15 protein-coding genes are annotated in these 16930 nt (G+C 59.5%); 10 read left to right on the forward strand and 5 right to left on the reverse strand.

Translation table 11 applies throughout. The features are described from left to right. Positions 1-25 precede the first annotated feature (25 nt). Genes EFQ99_RS05970 through EFQ99_RS05985 form a run of 4 tightly spaced genes read right to left on the reverse strand, consistent with a single transcriptional unit; the run spans position 26 to position 4230 of the window. Entirely contained in the window at positions 26-946 is a 921-nt protein-coding gene (locus tag EFQ99_RS05970; protein WP_126919778.1) for an HlyD family secretion protein, read from the reverse strand. Positions 947-949: 3 nt separating this feature from the next. Continuing rightward, on the reverse strand, positions 950-1672 hold the full coding sequence (locus EFQ99_RS05975; protein ID WP_126919780.1) for an ABC transporter ATP-binding protein: 723 nt from the start codon (positions 1670-1672) through the stop codon (positions 950-952). A 4-nt stretch (positions 1673-1676) separates the two neighbouring features. Beyond that, a complete protein-coding gene (locus EFQ99_RS05980) occupies positions 1677-2813 on the reverse strand; it encodes an ABC transporter permease (RefSeq protein ID WP_126919782.1) in 1137 nt (378 codons plus the stop codon). A gap of 1 nt (position 2814) precedes the next feature. Then, positions 2815-4230, reverse strand: coding sequence for a TolC family protein (locus tag EFQ99_RS05985; protein WP_126919784.1), 1416 nt, complete (start codon positions 4228-4230; stop codon positions 2815-2817). Positions 4231-4941: 711 nt separating this feature from the next. On the opposite strand from EFQ99_RS05985, the gene EFQ99_RS05990 reads away from it, so the two are divergent. Beyond that, the gene (locus tag EFQ99_RS05990; RefSeq protein WP_126920849.1) at positions 4942-5634 is read left to right on the forward strand and encodes a response regulator; all 693 of its coding nucleotides are present in this window, start codon (positions 4942-4944) and stop codon (positions 5632-5634) included. After that, the gene (locus EFQ99_RS05995; RefSeq protein ID WP_245441453.1) at positions 5618-6676 is read left to right on the forward strand and encodes an ATP-binding protein; all 1059 of its coding nucleotides are present in this window, start codon (positions 5618-5620) and stop codon (positions 6674-6676) included. The genes EFQ99_RS05990 and EFQ99_RS05995 overlap by 17 nt, the downstream gene beginning before the upstream one ends. A 112-nt stretch (positions 6677-6788) precedes the next feature. Here the strand turns inward: EFQ99_RS05995 and EFQ99_RS06000 are convergent, their stop codons facing one another. Further along, positions 6789-8051 (reverse strand): epoxide hydrolase family protein, encoded by a 1263-nt coding sequence (locus tag EFQ99_RS06000; RefSeq protein ID WP_425376269.1) that lies wholly within the window; start codon positions 8049-8051, stop codon positions 6789-6791. A gap of 450 nt (positions 8052-8501) precedes the next feature. Here EFQ99_RS06000 and msuE point away from each other — a divergent pair, with 450 nt between their 5' ends. The 8 genes from msuE to EFQ99_RS06040 all read left to right on the forward strand — a co-directional run bounded on the left by msuE (position 8502) and on the right by EFQ99_RS06040 (position 16772). Beyond that, the gene (msuE, locus tag EFQ99_RS06005) at positions 8502-9086 is read left to right on the forward strand and encodes an FMN reductase (RefSeq protein WP_126919788.1); all 585 of its coding nucleotides are present in this window, start codon (positions 8502-8504) and stop codon (positions 9084-9086) included. 28 nt (positions 9087-9114) lie between these two features. Further along, positions 9115-10224, forward strand: coding sequence for a dimethylsulfone monooxygenase SfnG (sfnG, locus tag EFQ99_RS06010; protein WP_126919790.1), 1110 nt, complete (start codon positions 9115-9117; stop codon positions 10222-10224). A 113-nt stretch (positions 10225-10337) separates the two neighbouring features. Further along, positions 10338-11249: an ABC transporter ATP-binding protein gene (locus tag EFQ99_RS06015; protein WP_126919792.1), complete on the forward strand. Its 912-nt coding sequence runs from the start codon at positions 10338-10340 to the stop codon at positions 11247-11249. Further along, on the forward strand, positions 11249-12145 hold the full coding sequence (locus EFQ99_RS06020; RefSeq protein WP_126919794.1) for a branched-chain amino acid ABC transporter permease: 897 nt from the start codon (positions 11249-11251) through the stop codon (positions 12143-12145). Before EFQ99_RS06015 ends, EFQ99_RS06020 begins: the two co-directional genes overlap by 1 nt. A gap of 3 nt (positions 12146-12148) precedes the next feature. Next, the gene (locus EFQ99_RS06025) at positions 12149-13195 is read left to right on the forward strand and encodes a branched-chain amino acid ABC transporter permease (RefSeq protein WP_126919796.1); all 1047 of its coding nucleotides are present in this window, start codon (positions 12149-12151) and stop codon (positions 13193-13195) included. 70 nt (positions 13196-13265) lie between these two features. Continuing rightward, entirely contained in the window at positions 13266-14609 is a 1344-nt protein-coding gene (locus tag EFQ99_RS06030; RefSeq protein ID WP_126919798.1) for an ABC transporter substrate-binding protein, read from the forward strand. Between the two features lie 107 nt (positions 14610-14716). Beyond that, the gene (locus EFQ99_RS06035; protein WP_126919800.1) at positions 14717-15496 is read left to right on the forward strand and encodes an ABC transporter ATP-binding protein; all 780 of its coding nucleotides are present in this window, start codon (positions 14717-14719) and stop codon (positions 15494-15496) included. A 37-nt stretch (positions 15497-15533) separates the two neighbouring features. Next, the gene (locus EFQ99_RS06040) at positions 15534-16772 is read left to right on the forward strand and encodes an SfnB family sulfur acquisition oxidoreductase (RefSeq protein WP_126919802.1); all 1239 of its coding nucleotides are present in this window, start codon (positions 15534-15536) and stop codon (positions 16770-16772) included. Positions 16773-16930 lie beyond the last annotated feature (158 nt).

Here is a 16930-nt window from a genome sequence, read left to right on the forward strand (position 1 = left end):
CGGCTGCGAAATTCAAAGTAAAGGCCTACTTTGAAGCCTTGACCACCACCCTTTGACCGACGTGCAAATCAGCGTCTCCGTCCACGCGGATCACTGCACTTGCTGTTCTGATATCGCTTCGCTCTTCGTTGGAATCGCCTCGTTTAACTTGGGTCAGAACAGGAGAGATGCGGACGACTCTGCCGGCAATCGGCACGCCGGAATGGCTGTCTGGAACAATCTCGACAGGCATATCCGGCGACATGATATCCAGGAACTCCTCCGGTATTTCGGCGTGGATCACCTTGGTCGTGTTTGGCAAGATCGAAAATAGTTCGGACATGGCCTGTGCGGAAACCGTCTCGCCGACACGTGCTCCTTGCCGGACGACGATGCCGCTCACCGGCGAGCGGATAGACATCAACTGTGTCTGATGGTTCGCGATATCGCGACGCATCTGGGCGATATCCCTAGCCGAAGATGCCAATTCCAGTTCGATCGCCAAAGAAGCATGCGCGTCGGATGCCTCTTCGAGGGACTGTTTCGAAACTGCGTCACCGGCGGCTGCCTTGCGGAGCCTTTCAAGCTGCCGTGACGAGCTCTTTTCCTTTAATTGGATCAGTTGGTACTGCCGCTGAGACTGTGCGAACTCAGCCTGCGAGATCTGCGCTGTGAGCAATTCCTGCTGATCGTCCAATCGAGCAAGGACGTCACCGGCTTTGACCATTGCACCCTCGTGTACGTTGACTGCAGCGACGACACCATCACGTGAAGGCGAAATCCTCACTATCCCGCCTTCCACATCCACCACACCGCGGGCGGCGGCAACGATCTGAGTCGAGGACACCTGATTGTTCGGGTCATCCGAAGCGTTGGGCTTTCCCGAAATCAACCAGAGACCAGTGACAGCCCCTGCGGTCATCAGGATAGCGTTCCGGCGTCGAGCGGTAAAAATCTGAGCGTTCATCGTCTACGGCTCCACTTGCAATTCTGTTGTTCCGGGATCGCGTCGCAGGTCGCGGATCAGACGCCCGCCTTCCATCTCCACGATGCGATCCACAATTCGTGAAAAAAGACGGATGTCATGCGATACACATAGAACTGCTGCGTCCGTCGCCCGTGCAATCGCCCGCAACATCCGTACGACCTTTTCACCGTTATCTCGGTCCAGCGCGCTCGTCGGCTCGTCTGCCAGAAGGATAGTCGGCCGTTTGACGATCGCCCTGGCTATAGCCACTCGCTGCTTTTCACCGCCGGACAATTCTGCTGGCCTAAGGTGCCGCCGCTGAGCAAGGCCGACGGTATTAAGTGCAGATTCGGCCCTGCGTTTTGCTTCGTCGGAAGGAACGCCCAGATAGTCCAGTGGCACTTGCACCTGTTCGACTGCCGTGAGACCGGGAAAGAGATTGAATCCCTGGAAGATGAAGCCGCAGTTGCGGAGACGAAATGCATCGCGCTGTGCATCGGTGGCCTCTGAAAGATTGGTGGACCCTGAACTGACCAATCCCTCATCTGGCGGGGTCATCCCACTCAGAATTGCCAACAGCGTGCTCTTCCCACACCCTGAAGGACCTGTCAGCAGCACGAACTCTCCCTTATGAACTTCGACGCTGACATTCATTAGGGCCTGACTGGGGACATTCTGGACGATGTAGCGCTTGCTGATGCCTTCAGCCTTGATAGCGGTTTCCATGCGGTTACCTCAGCAAGGTTGCGGGATCGACGCCGCGGAGACGACGGATCGCCAAAAGCCCCGCAACCATTGCGACGATGAAGAGCACGGCAGAAGCTCCGAGGAGTATCGAGATGCGGAATTCGAAAGGTACCCGGTAGGCATTTGCAATGGCTGCGATCGTGACGCTGACGAAGGTGCTCACGGCAAGTCCACACAACCCAACCCATGCGGCCTGCTCAAGGACGATGCTCTGAAGGCCTTGGAAAGGGACACCGAGGGCCCGCAGGGTCGCATATTGCGCAATATTGCCGTTAACCGCGGCGAGCAGGGTTTGGCTTGTGATCAACGTCCCGATGACGAGAGCGATAAGAGTGGCGAAGATGAACGCGATCCCGGCACCCGATTCCATGAGCATATAGTTCGTCGAGAGGTCGGCAAGCGTTTGCGAACGCCAAATTTCAGTGCGTGGCGAAAGCGACGTGCGTTGGAGTTCGCTAACGGTGCTTACCTCGGAATCCGGATCGGTCAGTCTGCCAATGAAGTATGTTGCTCCTGTATCAGACGGCAAGGTCCGATCGATGAGGCGTGCCGTATCAAGAGAGCCGACGACGTTTACGCCTCCCAGTCCACGTAGCCCGTTGATCAGGCCGATAACTTTTACCTTCCGTCCATTGATTTCTGCGGTGTCGCCGGATGAGGTCGACAATTTGCTGCTGTCAGCCGCGTCTATAACAACCGCGCCCGGTTCCCTCAGCGCACCGCGTAGATTTGCAGAAACAATATGGGTCAAGCCGAGACCGTCGAATGCCGTGTCGATACCGACGACAGTGACGCTAGTTCCACCTTTTTCCTTGGCGCTTCTCCAGTCGCCTGAACCGAGGAGAAACGGCTCCATTCTCGCCACAGCCGGGTCTACAAAGAAATTCGTTATTGTGTCTGCAAGGATCGGACGACCGAGCTCGACGCTCTGCGTCCCGCGAAATCCTACCCAGATGTCAGCGGTTGATTGAGTAACATACAATGCGTTGGCGCCAACGATGCCGATCAAAAGAGCGCCTTGCGAAATGATAAGCACGCCAGAGAAGGCAACGGCAACGACAGCAGGAAGAAAGCGACGCCATTCGTGGAGCAAAGTCTTGCGAGCGATTGAGATGGCCATGTCAAAGCTTCACCGCTGCGGAAGAGGGCGCCGCGGTCCCATTCGAACCGAAGGCGGACTGCATGCCCGCTGCTTTATAAAACGCGACGAGTGCGAGGGCTTGTCCTTCTAGGCACTCGATCAACTGATTCTGTGCCTCCAAGTACGCAAGACGACTGTCAAGTTTGGTACGGGAGGCGGCCAACCCTTGTGTTTCCAAGAGACTCGTCCTCGCGTCTTGCAGCTTCGCCGCTGCGACCTGTGTTTTGGCACGCGCAGTACGTGTTGCCGCATCTTGATAGGCTCGGATCGAACTTGAAACTTCTTGGAATGCAGCGAGAACCGAATGCCTGTAGGCGGAGAGAGCTTCGGCGAACTGCGCTTGACGGGCCGTGACGACGTCCCTTCTTCTGCCGTAATCGAACACCGGAATCTCAAGAGACGGACCTCCTGCCAAACCAAGCATCGACCCGTCGACCGGTGATCCAATACCGATCATTCCGCTTAGATGCAGTCGCGGATAGAGATCGGCCTGAGCCATTCCCACCTCGGTCCCGGCCTGCAGCGCTGTCAATTCAGCGCGACGAACATCTGGTCGCAAGCGGAGCACATCGGACGGGCTACTTTGGACTGCGTTCGAACCTACTATTGGCTGAGGTTGAACCACCAACAGCGAAGCGTCGCCAAAAGCCGTGCCCTGAAGCGTTGCGAGTTCTTGCACGACATCGCGGATGGAGTTGTCTAGCGTCTGGCTTCTCGCGCGCGCGTCTTCGAGGCGAAGCGTCGCCTCACCGACAGCACCCGCTGCAGCAAGTCCATTGAGCCATTCGACCTTCGCGATGCGGACCCGCTTTTCTAGGATGGCGGCGCTCTGCTCGGCGTTTTGCTGGGAGTGTTGGAGTGCGCGTAGGTGAATGTATCGAGCCGTTATCTCCGCCGCAACGGCGAGCCGCGCACCTTCCACGTCCGCCTCAGCCATTGACGCTTCGAGATCGGACGATAGCGTCTTGTTTTCGCTTCGTTTGAAGAGCGGAATTTCCCAACTTGTCTCAAGGTTCAACTGCACCGGCCGACGGCTGAGGTCGTCTTGTGATCTGCCTTCCGACGCGGCGTTTGCCGATCCGCCGATGTTGGCACCGGGCCTGAAACTGATAGCAGACGAATTCGCTAGCGCCCTTGCAGCGGTCAATCTGTTTCGAGCTTGGTCGATTGAGAGATTCGAAGCGAACGCCTGGTTCAGGATAGTGTTCAGTTGTTGGTCAGCGAGAGGCGGTGACGATGCCCTTCGTTTTTCGGTCGCATGTTGGAGAATTGCCGGCCGCGGAAATGAGCTGGGCAACACCGGCGCGGTCACCTGCGATGATAGGTCTGTCACCTGGCAAGCGGCCAAGCCGCCGGCTATCGCAAAAAGCCGGGCCGTGATTTTAAGAGGCTTCATAAATGGGCACTTCCAAATCGCGATTTACCTGCTCGACAGTCACGCGACCGGAACGGTCACAATGCCGGCGATCGCGGGGAGCCAGCGATTTGCCGTGACGCCGCTTTTAGCTTCGGATTGTTCGAATTCGGTGGGCGTTTCGTTGCGATACGGTGGAGCTTCGAACGAGATCTCGGTTGATTAAAACACTAAAGCACTGCACTTCAGCGAAGCAGCGCTGGTCTGCCCGAACTCTGCGCAGGCAGCCAGCCAATGCTTCACATCTGCGCGTGCAATCGTCGCCCGCTCCCGCACGAATTTCCAGCGCCTGCCAACAGAAACCGAAAACGAACCCGATAGCGATAGTTCCGATTGAGGTTCTTAAGTGGGTACCCTTTCAAAGAGGGTTGAAAAGGCCCTTACAGAGTCTGTGCCATCCCTAGCGTGACTCCAGATCACCACCTTGGAAAAAAAGACGGCAACCAGCGCCGCGAAGATGCAGAAGACGATCAATCGTCGGACCAAAATGAAATTTTCCATGCCAGCACGGTGAACCAGCAGCGTTGCGCTTCCGTCGAAGGATCGTGGCGATTTGGTGGATCGGCTTGGAATGCGGGGTGGGGGTGCCCTGTTGCGATTTGATGGAGCCTCCGTGGAGGCTTCGTGCACAACCGTCAGAAGCTGTTGACCGGTTATGCCTCCCTGCATCAGATGGCGTCCAAGGAGCTTTCAATGGACAACGCACTCATACTGATTATCGAAGACGAGCCTGAAATCTCGGAAATCCTCGAGCGATATTTCGAGCGAGAAGGTTTTCGCGTGATTTCCGCCGGAGATGGAGAGACGGGATTATCGCATCACCAGAGGCTCCGGCCAGATCTCGTTGTTCTGGATGTGAACCTGCCGCGCATGGACGGCCATAGTGTGCTTGCAGCGATTCGGCAGAGAGCGGATACACCGGTGATCATGGCGACGGCCCTCGCGGACGATCTGGATAAACTTCAGGCGCTTCGTGGCGGGGCAGATGATTACGTGGTCAAGCCGTTCAATCCGTTGGAAGTTGTCGCGCGCGCCAAAGCGGTGCTGCGACGCACGACGGCAAGCTCCGTAAATAAAGTGATGCGGGTTGGCGGGTTGAGCGTGGATCCGATCGCCTTCATTGCGACAGTCGAGACCCCTTCGGGCCGGAACATCCTCCAATTGACGAGGACTGAATTCAGGATTCTTGAGTATATGGCCGCCTCGCCCAATCGGGCCTTCGAACGGGGCGAGATCGTCGATGCATGTCTGCCTGAAGGCGATGCCCTCGACCGGACGGTCGATAGTCACATGAGCAAACTTCGACGAAAGCTCGAGCTGGCCGGCGCCGGCAACCTCCTCAGTGGCGTACGCGGTGTAGGATATCGACTTGGCGACTTCAGTTAAGAGCAGCCTGAACAAGCAGATCGTCTGGTCGATGACGATCGTGGCGTTCGTCGCCGCCGGAACCATGTTTTTCGGATTTCTGGCCTATGTGTCCGTGCTCGATTGGCTTTTCCCAAACGCCCAGGATTCGACCGATTGGACCCCCACGGACTTCGTTGTCCTCGGGCTTATGATTGCGATCGGGCAGGCGGTCGCTGCCTATGTGGGATGGCGGCTGTCACGCAGGCTCGTCGCTCCGCTCACGGCTGTGACCGAGGCGGCCCGGTCAATTGCCGCTGGAGATTTCGCCGGTCGCGCTCAAACCGCGGGCAGCTTTGGCGAGGTAGATCGTTTGATCAGGGACTTCAATCAGATGGCGGAGCAACTGCAGCGCGCGGAACAGGAATTGCAATATTCCAATTCGGCTATCGCCCACGAACTGCGCACGCCTCTTACGATCCTGCGCGGACGCATGCAGGGTCTGGCGGATGGCGTGTTTGCGCCGAGCCCTGAGCTATTTCAAAGCCTGATCGGGCAGATCGACGGCCTGGCGCGCATCGTCGATGATCTAAAAACACTTTCATTGATGAATGCCGGCCGTATGGAATTGCAGCTCACGGAGTTCGAGCTGGCTTCCGAGGTCGAGGATGTTCTCGATTCCGTTCGCCCCTCTCTCTCGAACGCCGGCATCACCGTTACCTCGGACACCCAAATCACCTGGGTGAGGGCGGACAGGACGAGAGTGCGGCAGGTCGTGCTGGCGCTCCTGGACAACGCTCGCCGATATGCGCCCGGATCGGTCGTGGTGCTGCAGACATACGAGAAGCAGGGCAATTGGATTGTAACTGTTTCCGACTCCGGGGCTGGGATGACGGATGCCGAGTTCGAGAAAGCCTTCGAAAGGTTCTGGAGAGCAGAAAGCGCCCGCACAAGGTCCAGCGGAGGTTCAGGTCTCGGCCTTGCCGTCGTCAAGGCTATTGCCGAAGCTCATGGCGGAGAGGCAACGATCGCCCGTAGCGAGGCCGGGGGACTGGCCGTGAAACTGTCTCTTCCAGCAGCCTGAAATAAGTATCCCGGGTGAATGAGGCCGCCGACCCGCAAAGTTTGACACCAGATTCTGACAATCGGCGAGGCGACGTTCTTCGCGCCGCCCGCCGTTCACGCTTTAGCCTTTGTCAGCGGACGGATTTGAAAGCTGCGCGAAGCTCTTCCGTGAAAAGCTGAGGCTGTTCCCATGCCGCAAAATGGCCGCCTCTCGCGACCTGATTATAGTAGAACAGGCTCGGATAGGCTTGCTTGCTCCAGCTTTCAGGCGCCTGATAAATCTCCTTTGGGAATACGGAGATGGCGACGGGGACCTTGATGTCTTTGGTGTGCTGCGTCTCGGCACTGAAATTGTTGTTGTTGTTTTCCCAATAGAAACGCGAGGACGATGCTCCCGTGTTCGTCAGCCAGTAGAGCGTGATGTCGTTGAGCATTTCGTCTCTGGAGAGAACGCGCTCGGGGACACCATCGCTGTCACTCCACTGCGCGAACTTTTCATACATCCACGCCGCAAGACCGGCCGGCGAATCCGACAGCGAATAACCGATCGTCTGCGGCCGCGTCACCATCAAGGCACCATAAGCGGCATCTCGTCCGAAAAACGTGCTGAGCGACTGAAAGGCTTGCCGCTCCGGAGGCGTCAGGTTCGACGGTGCGGGGTCGCCGCCGTTGATAGCCTTGCTCAGGTCGCCGGGAATGGTCGCCGGCATATTAAGGTGGATTGCCAGCAAACCCTTTGGTGCCTGGCGGGCAAGCGCATCGGAGATGACCGAGCCATGATCGCCGCCCTGCGAAACGTAATGCTGATATCCAAGGCGCTTCATCAAAGTGTCCCACGCCCGCGCGGTGCGCTCAGGCCCCCAGCCGAGATCCGTAGGCTTCCCCGAAAAGCCGTAGCCGGGGATGGAAGGAATGACGACATTGAATGCATCCTCAGCGCGCCCGCCGTAAGCTGTCGGGTCGGTAAGAGGTCCGATCGCCTTCAGGAACTCGAATGTTGAGCCGGGCCAGCCGTGTGTCAGGACGACGGGTAGAGCGTTGGGGTGGCGAGAACGAACGTGGATGAACTGGATATCGACGCCGTCGATCGTCGTGATGAATTCCGGCAGCGCATTGAGTTGCGTCTCGGCCTTGCGCCAATCGTAATCGGTTCCCCAATAGCGGACCAGTTCCTGGACTTGCGCCAGTTGAATACCCTGCGAGGAGTCACCAACGGTTTCCTTGTCGGGCCAGCGTGTCTCCGCAATACGCCTGCGCAGATCGTCCAGCTGAGATTGTGGCACGTGAACTTGGAAGGGGCGGATACTTTCGTCGCTGTTGGTCGTATTCGGCGATATGGCCGAAACGACGTCTGCGGCATTTGCCTGAACGACATATCCGCCAGGCGCGAGCATGATGGCGCCTATCGTCACGGCGATGAGGCGGCCGGTGACATATTTTTGCGGCGAAGCCTTCGCGGGCTCGGTCATAGTTACTCTCCTTTGCTGGCGCTCTGATTGCGACGAAAGGAGGTTATGGCGGCGATGTATCTGAGATGTTTGGAGAATTGCCGGAAGTGTATCAAAACGTAGGACGGTATTGGCAGGCTTATTTTACCTGTCATTGTCGTCAGTGGTCGCGCGCTGGAGCATCCGCCCGTGCTGCGATCGATTTGACGACTGAGAACATGTCGGCGGCATGCCGCTGGTCTCTGCCACCTTCTGGCATCCGTCCGGGCGGATGAAAATATTTTCTAAAAGGGATGTTCTTTGGAATTTGATGTTCCATTCGTGGATCAAATCGGACAGTGCGCTCATTGCAAGTAATCCACTTAATTTATAGGGTTTGTGTAATTGGAGGGCCTTATGGCGGAACTGCGCATCATTGGAATATCTGGAAACGTCAAGGCGCCATCCCGAACATCGGCGTTGGTCGCGTCCGTGCTTCGGCGCATCGAGTCAGAGCTTGGTTTGCCCGCGCGGCACATCGATCTGGCTGTGTCTGCACCGGCGCTCTTTCGAGCCTTGCGGGCGGACCAGCTGGATGAGGAAGGCGCCGAGATCGTGCGCGCGGTTGAAAGCGCAGACGTTCTGGTCGTCGGCTCCCCGGTTTATCGGGCATCGTATAGCGGAGCGCTCAAGCACCTGTTCGATCTGGTTCACTATGAATCATTGATCGGCAAGCCAGTGATCCTCGCTGCAACGGGCGGAACACCATTGCATGGACTGATGATCGATCATCAGCTTCGGCCGCTATTCAGCTTCTTCAAGGCGCTGCCGCTGCCAACGTCGGTCTATGCGCTCGAAAGCGAGTTCGACTCATACGCTATTGCAAGTTCAGACATCCAGAAGCGGATCAGAGCCGCCGTGCGCGAACTGGAACTGATCGTTCCGCACGCCAGGACGCTTGCCTTGGCCCGCACCGAAGAACAGTCGCGGCTAACCGCCTGATAAATCACGAATAAGCATGGAGAGACCGATGTCACAATCGAAGAAAGAACCCTTGAAGTTTGCCTACTGGGTGCCGAACGTATCGGGCGGCCTGGTCATCAGCTCGGTCGAGCAACGAACCGATTGGGGCATCGACTACAATCGCAAGCTCGCCCAGATCGCCGAACAGTCGGGATTTGAGTTCGCCTTAAGCCAGATCCGCTTCACGGCCGGATATGGCGCCGACAACCAGCACGAGTCGGTCTCCTTTTCCCACGCACTTCTTGCTGCCACCGAAAAGCTCCGCGTCATCGCCGCCGTCCTGCCAGGCCCATGGAACCCGGCGCTGCTCGCCAAACAGATCGCCACCATCAGCCACCTCACCAACGGCCGCGTCGATGTCAACATCGTCTCCGGCTGGTTCCGCGGCGAGTTCGCCGCCATCGGCGAACCCTGGCTGGACCATGACGAGCGCTATCGCCGCTCTGAAGAGTTCATCCGTGCGATCCGTGGCATCTGGACGGAAGACGTCTATAACCTGCGCGGCGATTTCTATCGCTTCACGGATTATTCGATGAAGCCGAAGCCGATCGGCGGTGTTCCGCAAGTATTCCAGGGCGGCTCCTCGCGTGCGGCTCGCGACATGGCGGCCCGCGTGTCCGACTGGTACTTCACCAACGGCAACACGCCGGAAGGTCTGAAGGCCCAGGTCGATGACATCCGCACCAAGGAAAAGGCTTTTGGCAAGACCTGGCGCACGAAGATCGGCATGAATGCCTTCGGCATCGTCCGCTTCTCGGAGAAGGAAGCGCAGGAGGTCCTCCAGGAAATCCTCGACAAGGCCATTCCCGAGGCAGTCAAGGGTTTCCATCACGAGGTCCAGAACGCCGGGAATTCCTCGCCGGAGCGCGAAGGCAACTGGGCGAAATCAACCTTCCAGGATCTGGTGCAATACAATGACGGTTTCCGTTCGAACCTGATCGGCACGCCGGAGCAGGTGGCCGAACGCATCATCGGTCATAAGCGGGCCGGCGCGGACCTCATTCTGCTCGGCTTCCTGCATTTCCAGGAAGAGGTGGAGTATTTCGGCAAGCACGTCCTGCCGATCGTCCGCGAACTGGAAGCGATCGAAGACCAGCGACTGGAAGCCGCCGAGTAACGGCTTCCTTCCCAAATTGAAATGGCGAACGGCTCCCCCATTCCAGGGGAGCCGGATGGTGGCGTGTGTCTTCAGGCTGGCCCTGCGGATTTCCGCGCACAACGGAGCAGACGATGGCGAATGCGCATTATACGGCACACGATGAGACTTCTGCGGTGAGGGAATATTCCCCGCTGCCGGTCTCCGGTCCATCGAGCCGTCGCGTGACGAATGTCGACAGCCATGCGCTGAGCCACCCGCCGATACTGGCGCTTGCTGGTATCACGCTCTCCTTCGGCGGCGTCACCGCGATCTCGAGTGTCGATCTTGCGGTCCAGCTGGGCGAGATCCGCGCGATCATCGGCCCGAACGGCGCCGGTAAAAGCTCGCTGATCAACGTGATTTCAGGGCAATACCGGCCGGATTCCGGCCATGTCAGCCTCAATGGCAAGACCTATAAGCAGGTTCCGGCACAGAAAGCCGCGCGGCTCGGCATCGCCCGCACTTTCCAGAACCTTGCCCTGTTCAAGGGGCTGACGGTTCTTGAAAACGTCATGACCGGCCTGACATTCCAGCGCCGCTCGACTTTCGTCGGCCAGGCGTTCGGCTCGCCCCGCGCCCGCCGCGAGGAGCGCGAGGCGCGTGAACGGGCACGGCAGGTCATCGATTTCCTGCATCTCGGCCATGTTGATGACCGGCTGGCCGGCTCGCTGCCCTATGGCCTGCAGAAACGCGTCGAACTTGCTCGCGCACTAGCGCCCGATCCGCAGATCCTGCTGCTCGACGAACCGATGGCCGGCATGACTGCCACCGAAAAGCAGGAAATGGCAGGCTTCGTCCGCGCTGCGCGGGAGGGTTACGGCACGACGATCATCCTGATCGAGCACGATATCGGCGTGGTCATGGGACTTTCCGACCGGATCGCCGTGCTCGACTACGGCCGCAAGATCGCCGACGGCACGCCGGCCGAAGTGCGCGCCGACCAGGCCGTCATCGACGCCTATCTCGGCGTTGCCCGCGAAGACCATGAACAGACGGACGCGTGATGGAAAGCTTCGACTATCTCTTCTTCCTCGAGGTGCTGACCGGCGGATTGCTTTCCGGCGTCATGTATTCGCTCGTCGCGATCGGTTTCGTGCTGATCTACAAGACCTCGGGCGTCTTGAATTTCGCGCAAGGGGCGCTGCTCCTGTTTGCCGCTCTCACCTTCGTTTCGCTGGTAGAGCGTGGGGTGCCTTTCTATCTCGCGCTGGTGCTGACCTTCGCTATCATGGTGCTGCTCGGCATCGGCATCGAACGCGCCGTGCTCCGGCCGCTCGTCAACAAGCCGCCGATCACGCTGTTCATGGCGACGCTCGGGCTTTCCTACATCATCGAAGGTGCCGCCCAGCTTCTCTGGGGCACGCAGGTCCATGCCCTGGAACTCGGCATCGAGGACGTGCCCTTCGAATTTCACGGCGTCTTCATCTCGCAATTCGATCTCTTCGCTTCGGCCGTCGCAGCGCTCATGGTCATCGGGCTGACGCTCTTCTTTCGCTATACCCGGGTCGGCCTGACCTTCCGCGCCGTGGCGGACGACCAGTTCGCGGCACTCGCCGTCGGGCTTCGCCTGCCGCGCATATGGGCCACGGTCTGGGCAACCTCCGGTCTCGTCGCTTTGGTCGCCGGCCTTCTCTGGGGCGCGCGCAGCGGCGTGCAGTTCTCGCTCTCGCTCGTGGTGCTGAAGGCCCTGCCGGTGCTCGTGCTCGGCGGTTTCGATTCGATCGCCGGCGCCATCGTCGGCGGCCTGCTGATCGGCGCTTCGGAAAAGCTCGCCGAAGTCTATATCGGCGAATATTTCGGCGGCGGCATCGAAGGCTGGTTCGCCTATGCGATTGCGCTGGTCTTTCTGCTCATCCGCCCCTCCGGCCTGTTCGGTCAGAAGCTCGTGGAAAGGGTCTGAACCATGGCTGCCATCGCCTCCCAACCCGTTGCTTCGGCAAAACTCCCAGCCTGGATCGCGCCGCTTGCCATCCTCGTCATCGCCTTCGGCATCGTGCCCTTCATCGGCTCAAGCTATCTGATCGAAGCGCTGCTATTGCCGTTCCTGGCGCTGTCGCTCGCCGGCGTCGGCCTTAACCTGCTCACCGGCTATGCCGGGCAGGTATCGCTCGGCAGTGCGGCCTTCATGGCCGTCGGCGCCTTCGCCGCCTTCAATTTCAATCTGCGTATCGAGGGCTTGCCGCTTCTCGTCTCCATCACGCTCGCCGGCGGCATCGCGGCTGCGGTTGGCATCGTCTTCGGCCTGCCAAGCCTGCGCCTGCGCGGCTTCTACCTCGCCGTTTCCACGCTTGCGGCGCAGTTCTTCGTGCAATGGGCGCTCACCAAGTTCGGCTGGTTCTCCAACGACAATCCGTCCGGCGTAATCGACGCGCCGAAGCTCACCATCGCCGGCATCGATTTCGACAGTTCGACCGGGCGCTACTATTTCGCGCTGATCGTCGTCACCGCGCTGACCTTCTTTGCCTGGCGCGTCGCATCCTCCCAGACCGGCCGCAACTTCATCGCCATTCGCGACAATGAGACGGCAGCCCGGATCATCGGGGTTCCGGTGCTGCGCACCAAGCTGCTCGCCTTCGCACTTTCGTCCTTCATCATCGGCGTCGCCGGTGTTCTCTGGGCCTTTGCCTATCTGCGCACGGTCGAGCCGGCCGGCTTCAATCTCGACCGGTCGTTCCAGATCCTGTTCATCGTCATCATCGGCGGGCTGGCGACGATCCGCGGCGCCTTCCTGGGCGCGGCGCTGATGGTGGTCTTTCCGGTCGTGCTGTCGCGGGTCGGATCGTTCCTGCTGGGCGATCTGTTCGACTCCGGCGTGCTCGACATGAGCCAGCGCATCGTCATCGGCGCACTCATCATCGCCTTTCTGATCCTCGAGCCCGATGGGCTCGCGGCGCTCGGAAGGCGGCTGACCGGACGCTTCAGGTCAAGCACGCCCGAACCCGTCGGCTGAAGCCGCCACATCATCTTCTTTAAACGCATTGGAACACCGGCATAGCCGGTCAACAGAGGGAGTTTGTCCAATGAAAAGTCTGAAAACCACAGTCAAGGCGGCGGTCGCAGCGCTCGCCATCATCGGCGGAGCCGGCTTGATGCCTGCCCATGCCGATGAGCAATATTTTCCGCTGCAGAGCTATCGCGTCGGTCCTTATGCCGCCGGCGGCACCGGTTTCTTCGGTGGCTTCATCGACTACCTGAACCTGATCAACACCCGGGACGGCGGCGTGAACGGCGTCAAGCTCACCTGGGATGAATGCGAAACCCAGTATGAGGTCGAGCGCGGCGTCGAATGCTACGAGCGTCAGAAGAGCCATCCGAATGCGGCCGCCTGGAACCCGCTTTCGGTCGGCATCGCTTATGCCATGATCGACCGCATCACCGGCGACAAGGTGCCGCTGATCACGGTGAACCATGGCCGCACCGACTCCACCGACGGTCGCGTCTTCCCCTACGTCTTCCCGTTGCTGCTCAACCCCTATTCCGAGACCTCGGGCATCGTGAACTACCTTGCCTCAAAGGAAGGTGGCCTCGACAAGCTCAAGGGCAAGAAGATCGTCGTGCTTTATCACGGCTCGCCCTATGGCAAGGAAACCATTCCGATCTATGAATTGCTGGCTGAGAAATATGGCTTCACCGTCCAGCAGATCGAAGTTCCGCATCCCGGCAACGAGCAGCAGTCGCAGTGGCTGACGATCCGCCGCGCCAAGCCCGACTACGTCGTTCTGCGCGGCTGGGGCGTGATGAACCCGGTGGCGCTGAAGACGGCCGCCAAGGTCGGCTTCCCCGCCTCCAAGATCGTCGGCAATGTCTGGTCGAATTCGGAAGAAGACGTGATCCCCGCCGGCGAGGCGGCGGTCGGCTATACCGCAATCACCACCCAGGCCTCGGGTCAGCAATATCCTGTCCTGCAGGAGATCGTGAAGACGCTCTACGACCAGGGCAAGGGTAATCTCGAAGACAAGAAGCGCATCGGCTCGGTCTACCATAACCTTGGCATCGTCAATGGCATCCTGAATGTCGAGGCGATCCGCACCGCACAGGAAAAGTTCGGTAAGCGTACGCTGACCGGCGACGAAGTGCGCTGGGGCTTCGAGCACCTGAAGCTCGATGAGGCCAAGGTCGCAGCACTCGGCGCCAAGGACCTGTTCCACTCCATCAACGTCTCCTGGGACAACCACGAAGGCGATGGCTACGTGACCTTCCAGCAATGGGACGGAAAGAAGTGGAACGTCGTCTCCGACTGGATCGCGCCGGACTGGAAGCTGCTGCGTCCGATCATCGAAAAATCCTCCGAAGCCTACGCCAAGGAAAAGGGCATCAAGCTGCGCACGGCGGCCGATGCCGAAGGCATCGCAACCACGAACTGACGATCTGAGGGATGGCGCAAGCCGCCATCCCTTATCGCATACCCGGTGCGGCGGATCCGGTTGGCTGCGCCGCACCTCTCCTGCCGATTGATTTTGGAACGAGCGACATGTCCGACGAAACGATCCTTCTTGATATCAAGGCCGTGCATGCCGTCTACAACAAGACGATCAAGGCCCTGAACGGCGTGAGCTTTCAGTTGCGGCGCGGGGAAATCCTCGCCCTGCTCGGGTCGAATGGCGCCGGCAAGACGACGGCGCTGAAGGCCATCTCGAACCTGCTGCCGGCCGAACGAGGCCAGGTGACATCGGGCACGATCTGTTTCGAAGGCCGCGATGTGCTGAGCGAGAAGCCCGCCGATCTGGTGCGATCGGGCCTGGTGCAGGTTCTCGAAGGGCGGCATTGCTTCAAGAGCCTCTCGGTCGAGGAAAATCTCATCGCCGGCGGCCTCGGTCGCTCGTCATCCAGGCGCGAGATCGCTGCCGACCTCGAGCGCATCTATGCCATTTTTCCCCGACTTAAGGAGAAGCGCCGTACGTCGGCGGGGCTTACGTCAGGAGGCGAGCAGCAGATGACGGCGATCGGCCGCGCGCTGATGTCGCGGCCACGGCTGCTGGTTCTCGACGAGCCCTCGATGGGTCTGGCGCCTCTCGTGATCAAGGATATCTTTCGCTCGCTCAAGGCGCTGAACCGCGAAGACGGGCTTTCCATCCTGGTTGCCGAACAGAATTCGACGGTAGCGCTTCAGTATGCCGACCATGCCACCGTCATCGAAAACGGTGTCGCCGTGCTGTCGGGCTCCGCCGCCGAATTGCGCAGCCGTGACGACATCAAGGCTTTTTATCTCGGCGAAGGCGCAGCCTTCGCTCACGGCAGGCCGGCGGCCTAATCCCACTCACATCCATCATTCAGAAGGGAGACCAAAAATGAACGTCATCGCCAAAACAGACAGGGTTGCCGTACCCGGCGTCAAACGCCCGGAAAAGCCTGCGCATATCATCAAGGACGACGCAGAAGCGATCGCGGTCGCCCACCGGCTCGCCGCGGAGTTCGTCAAGGGTTCCGCAGATCGCGACCGCGAGCGGATCTGGCCGGCGGAAGAGCTGGATGCCTTCTCGCAGAGCGGGCTCTGGTCGATCAATGTGCCCAAGGCGTTCGGTGGACCGGAAGTCTCCTATGTCACGCTTGCAAAGGTGGTCGAGATCATTTCCGAGGCGGATTCGTCGATCGGACAGATCTCGCAGAACCATCTCGGCGTCGTAGCGGCGATCCGTACGGTTTCGGACAAAGCGCAGCAGGAACTGCTGTTCGGCGAAATCCTCAAGGGCACCCGCTTCGGCAATGCCTTTTCGGAATTCGGCTCCAAGCGCGCGGTCGATTTCGAAACCCGGTTTGTCGACCATGGCGACCACGTGGTGGTGAACGGTCAGAAATTCTATTCTTCCGGCGCCCTGCTTGCCCATAAGGTGCCGATCGTGGCGCTCGATGACGACGGCCGCGCCTGGTACGCGATCGCCGATCGCGATGCGCCGGGTCTGACCGTCATCGACGACTGGTCGAGCTTCGGCCAGCGAACCACGCTCTCGGGCACCGTCATCCTCGACAATGTCAAGGTCGACAAGGCCTGGCTGGTGCCGGGTTACAAGGGTTATGACAAGCCGACGGCCGACGGCGCCATCTTCCAGATCATCCAGGTCGCCGTCGATACCGGCATCGCATCGGCAGCAATCAAGGAGACGATCGACTTCGTCCGCACCAAGTCCCGCGCCTGGGTCGACAGCGGCCTCGACCACGCCTGGGAAGATCCCTACACGATCCAGGCGGTCGGCGCCCTCCAGCTCCGCCTGCATGCGGCGCAGGCCCTGCTTGAGAAAGCCGGACATGCGATCGACCGGGCGGTTGCCGATCCCAATGCCGATACCGTGGCGGAAGCCCAGGTCTTCACGGCCGAGGCCAAGATCCTCTCGACCGAGATCGCTATCGAGGCGACCAACAAGCTGTTCGAACTGGCAGGCACCCGCTCGACGCTTGCCGAACATAATCTCGATCGCCACTGGCGCAACGCCCGGACGCATACGCTGCACGACCCGGTGCGGTGGAAATACTCGATCCTCGGCAAATACTTCCTCAATGGAGAGAAGCCGCCGTTGCACGCCTGGAGCTGAAGCGGGACCATCGTTCCGCTCGGAACCGGAATATTGCGGTGGCGAGAGAGGCTCGATCGCCACCGCCTGCTATTTCAGTGTTCTCGATGCCGGATCGGAAAGGGGTTCGATGTTTCCGATCTCCTTCCGAATTCAGGCACCCGAAGCTTATCGTCGAG

The sequence above is a fragment of the Rhizobium vallis genome (genome assembly GCF_003985155.1).
Classification (GTDB): Bacteria; Pseudomonadota; Alphaproteobacteria; order Rhizobiales; family Rhizobiaceae; genus Rhizobium; species Rhizobium vallis.

What these genes read in the sequence shown, in the direction of transcription:
- EFQ99_RS06025 (WP_126919796.1), top strand. Translation starts at nt 12,149, where the DNA reads ATGGCTGCCATCGCCTCCCAACCCGTTGCTTCGGCAAAACTCCCAGCC.
- EFQ99_RS06035 (WP_126919800.1), top strand. Translation starts at nt 14,717, where the DNA reads ATGTCCGACGAAACGATCCTTCTTGATATCAAGGCCGTGCATGCCGTC.
- msuE (WP_126919788.1), top strand. Translation starts at nt 8,502, where the DNA reads ATGGCGGAACTGCGCATCATTGGAATATCTGGAAACGTCAAGGCGCCA.
- EFQ99_RS05980 (WP_126919782.1), bottom strand. Translation starts at nt 2,813, where the DNA reads ATGGCCATCTCAATCGCTCGCAAGACTTTGCTCCACGAATGGCGTCGC.
- EFQ99_RS05985 (WP_126919784.1), bottom strand. Translation starts at nt 4,230, where the DNA reads ATGAAGCCTCTTAAAATCACGGCCCGGCTTTTTGCGATAGCCGGCGGC.
- EFQ99_RS06030 (WP_126919798.1), top strand. Translation starts at nt 13,266, where the DNA reads ATGAAAAGTCTGAAAACCACAGTCAAGGCGGCGGTCGCAGCGCTCGCC.
- EFQ99_RS05970 (WP_126919778.1), bottom strand. Translation starts at nt 946, where the DNA reads ATGAACGCTCAGATTTTTACCGCTCGACGCCGGAACGCTATCCTGATG.
- EFQ99_RS05990 (WP_126920849.1), top strand. Translation starts at nt 4,942, where the DNA reads ATGGACAACGCACTCATACTGATTATCGAAGACGAGCCTGAAATCTCG.
- EFQ99_RS06015 (WP_126919792.1), top strand. Translation starts at nt 10,338, where the DNA reads ATGGCGAATGCGCATTATACGGCACACGATGAGACTTCTGCGGTGAGG.
- EFQ99_RS06000 (WP_425376269.1), bottom strand. Translation starts at nt 8,051, where the DNA reads ATGCTCGCGCCTGGCGGATATGTCGTTCAGGCAAATGCCGCAGACGTC.
- EFQ99_RS06020 (WP_126919794.1), top strand. Translation starts at nt 11,249, where the DNA reads ATGGAAAGCTTCGACTATCTCTTCTTCCTCGAGGTGCTGACCGGCGGA.
- EFQ99_RS05975 (WP_126919780.1), bottom strand. Translation starts at nt 1,672, where the DNA reads ATGGAAACCGCTATCAAGGCTGAAGGCATCAGCAAGCGCTACATCGTC.
- sfnG (WP_126919790.1), top strand. Translation starts at nt 9,115, where the DNA reads ATGTCACAATCGAAGAAAGAACCCTTGAAGTTTGCCTACTGGGTGCCG.
- EFQ99_RS06040 (WP_126919802.1), top strand. Translation starts at nt 15,534, where the DNA reads ATGAACGTCATCGCCAAAACAGACAGGGTTGCCGTACCCGGCGTCAAA.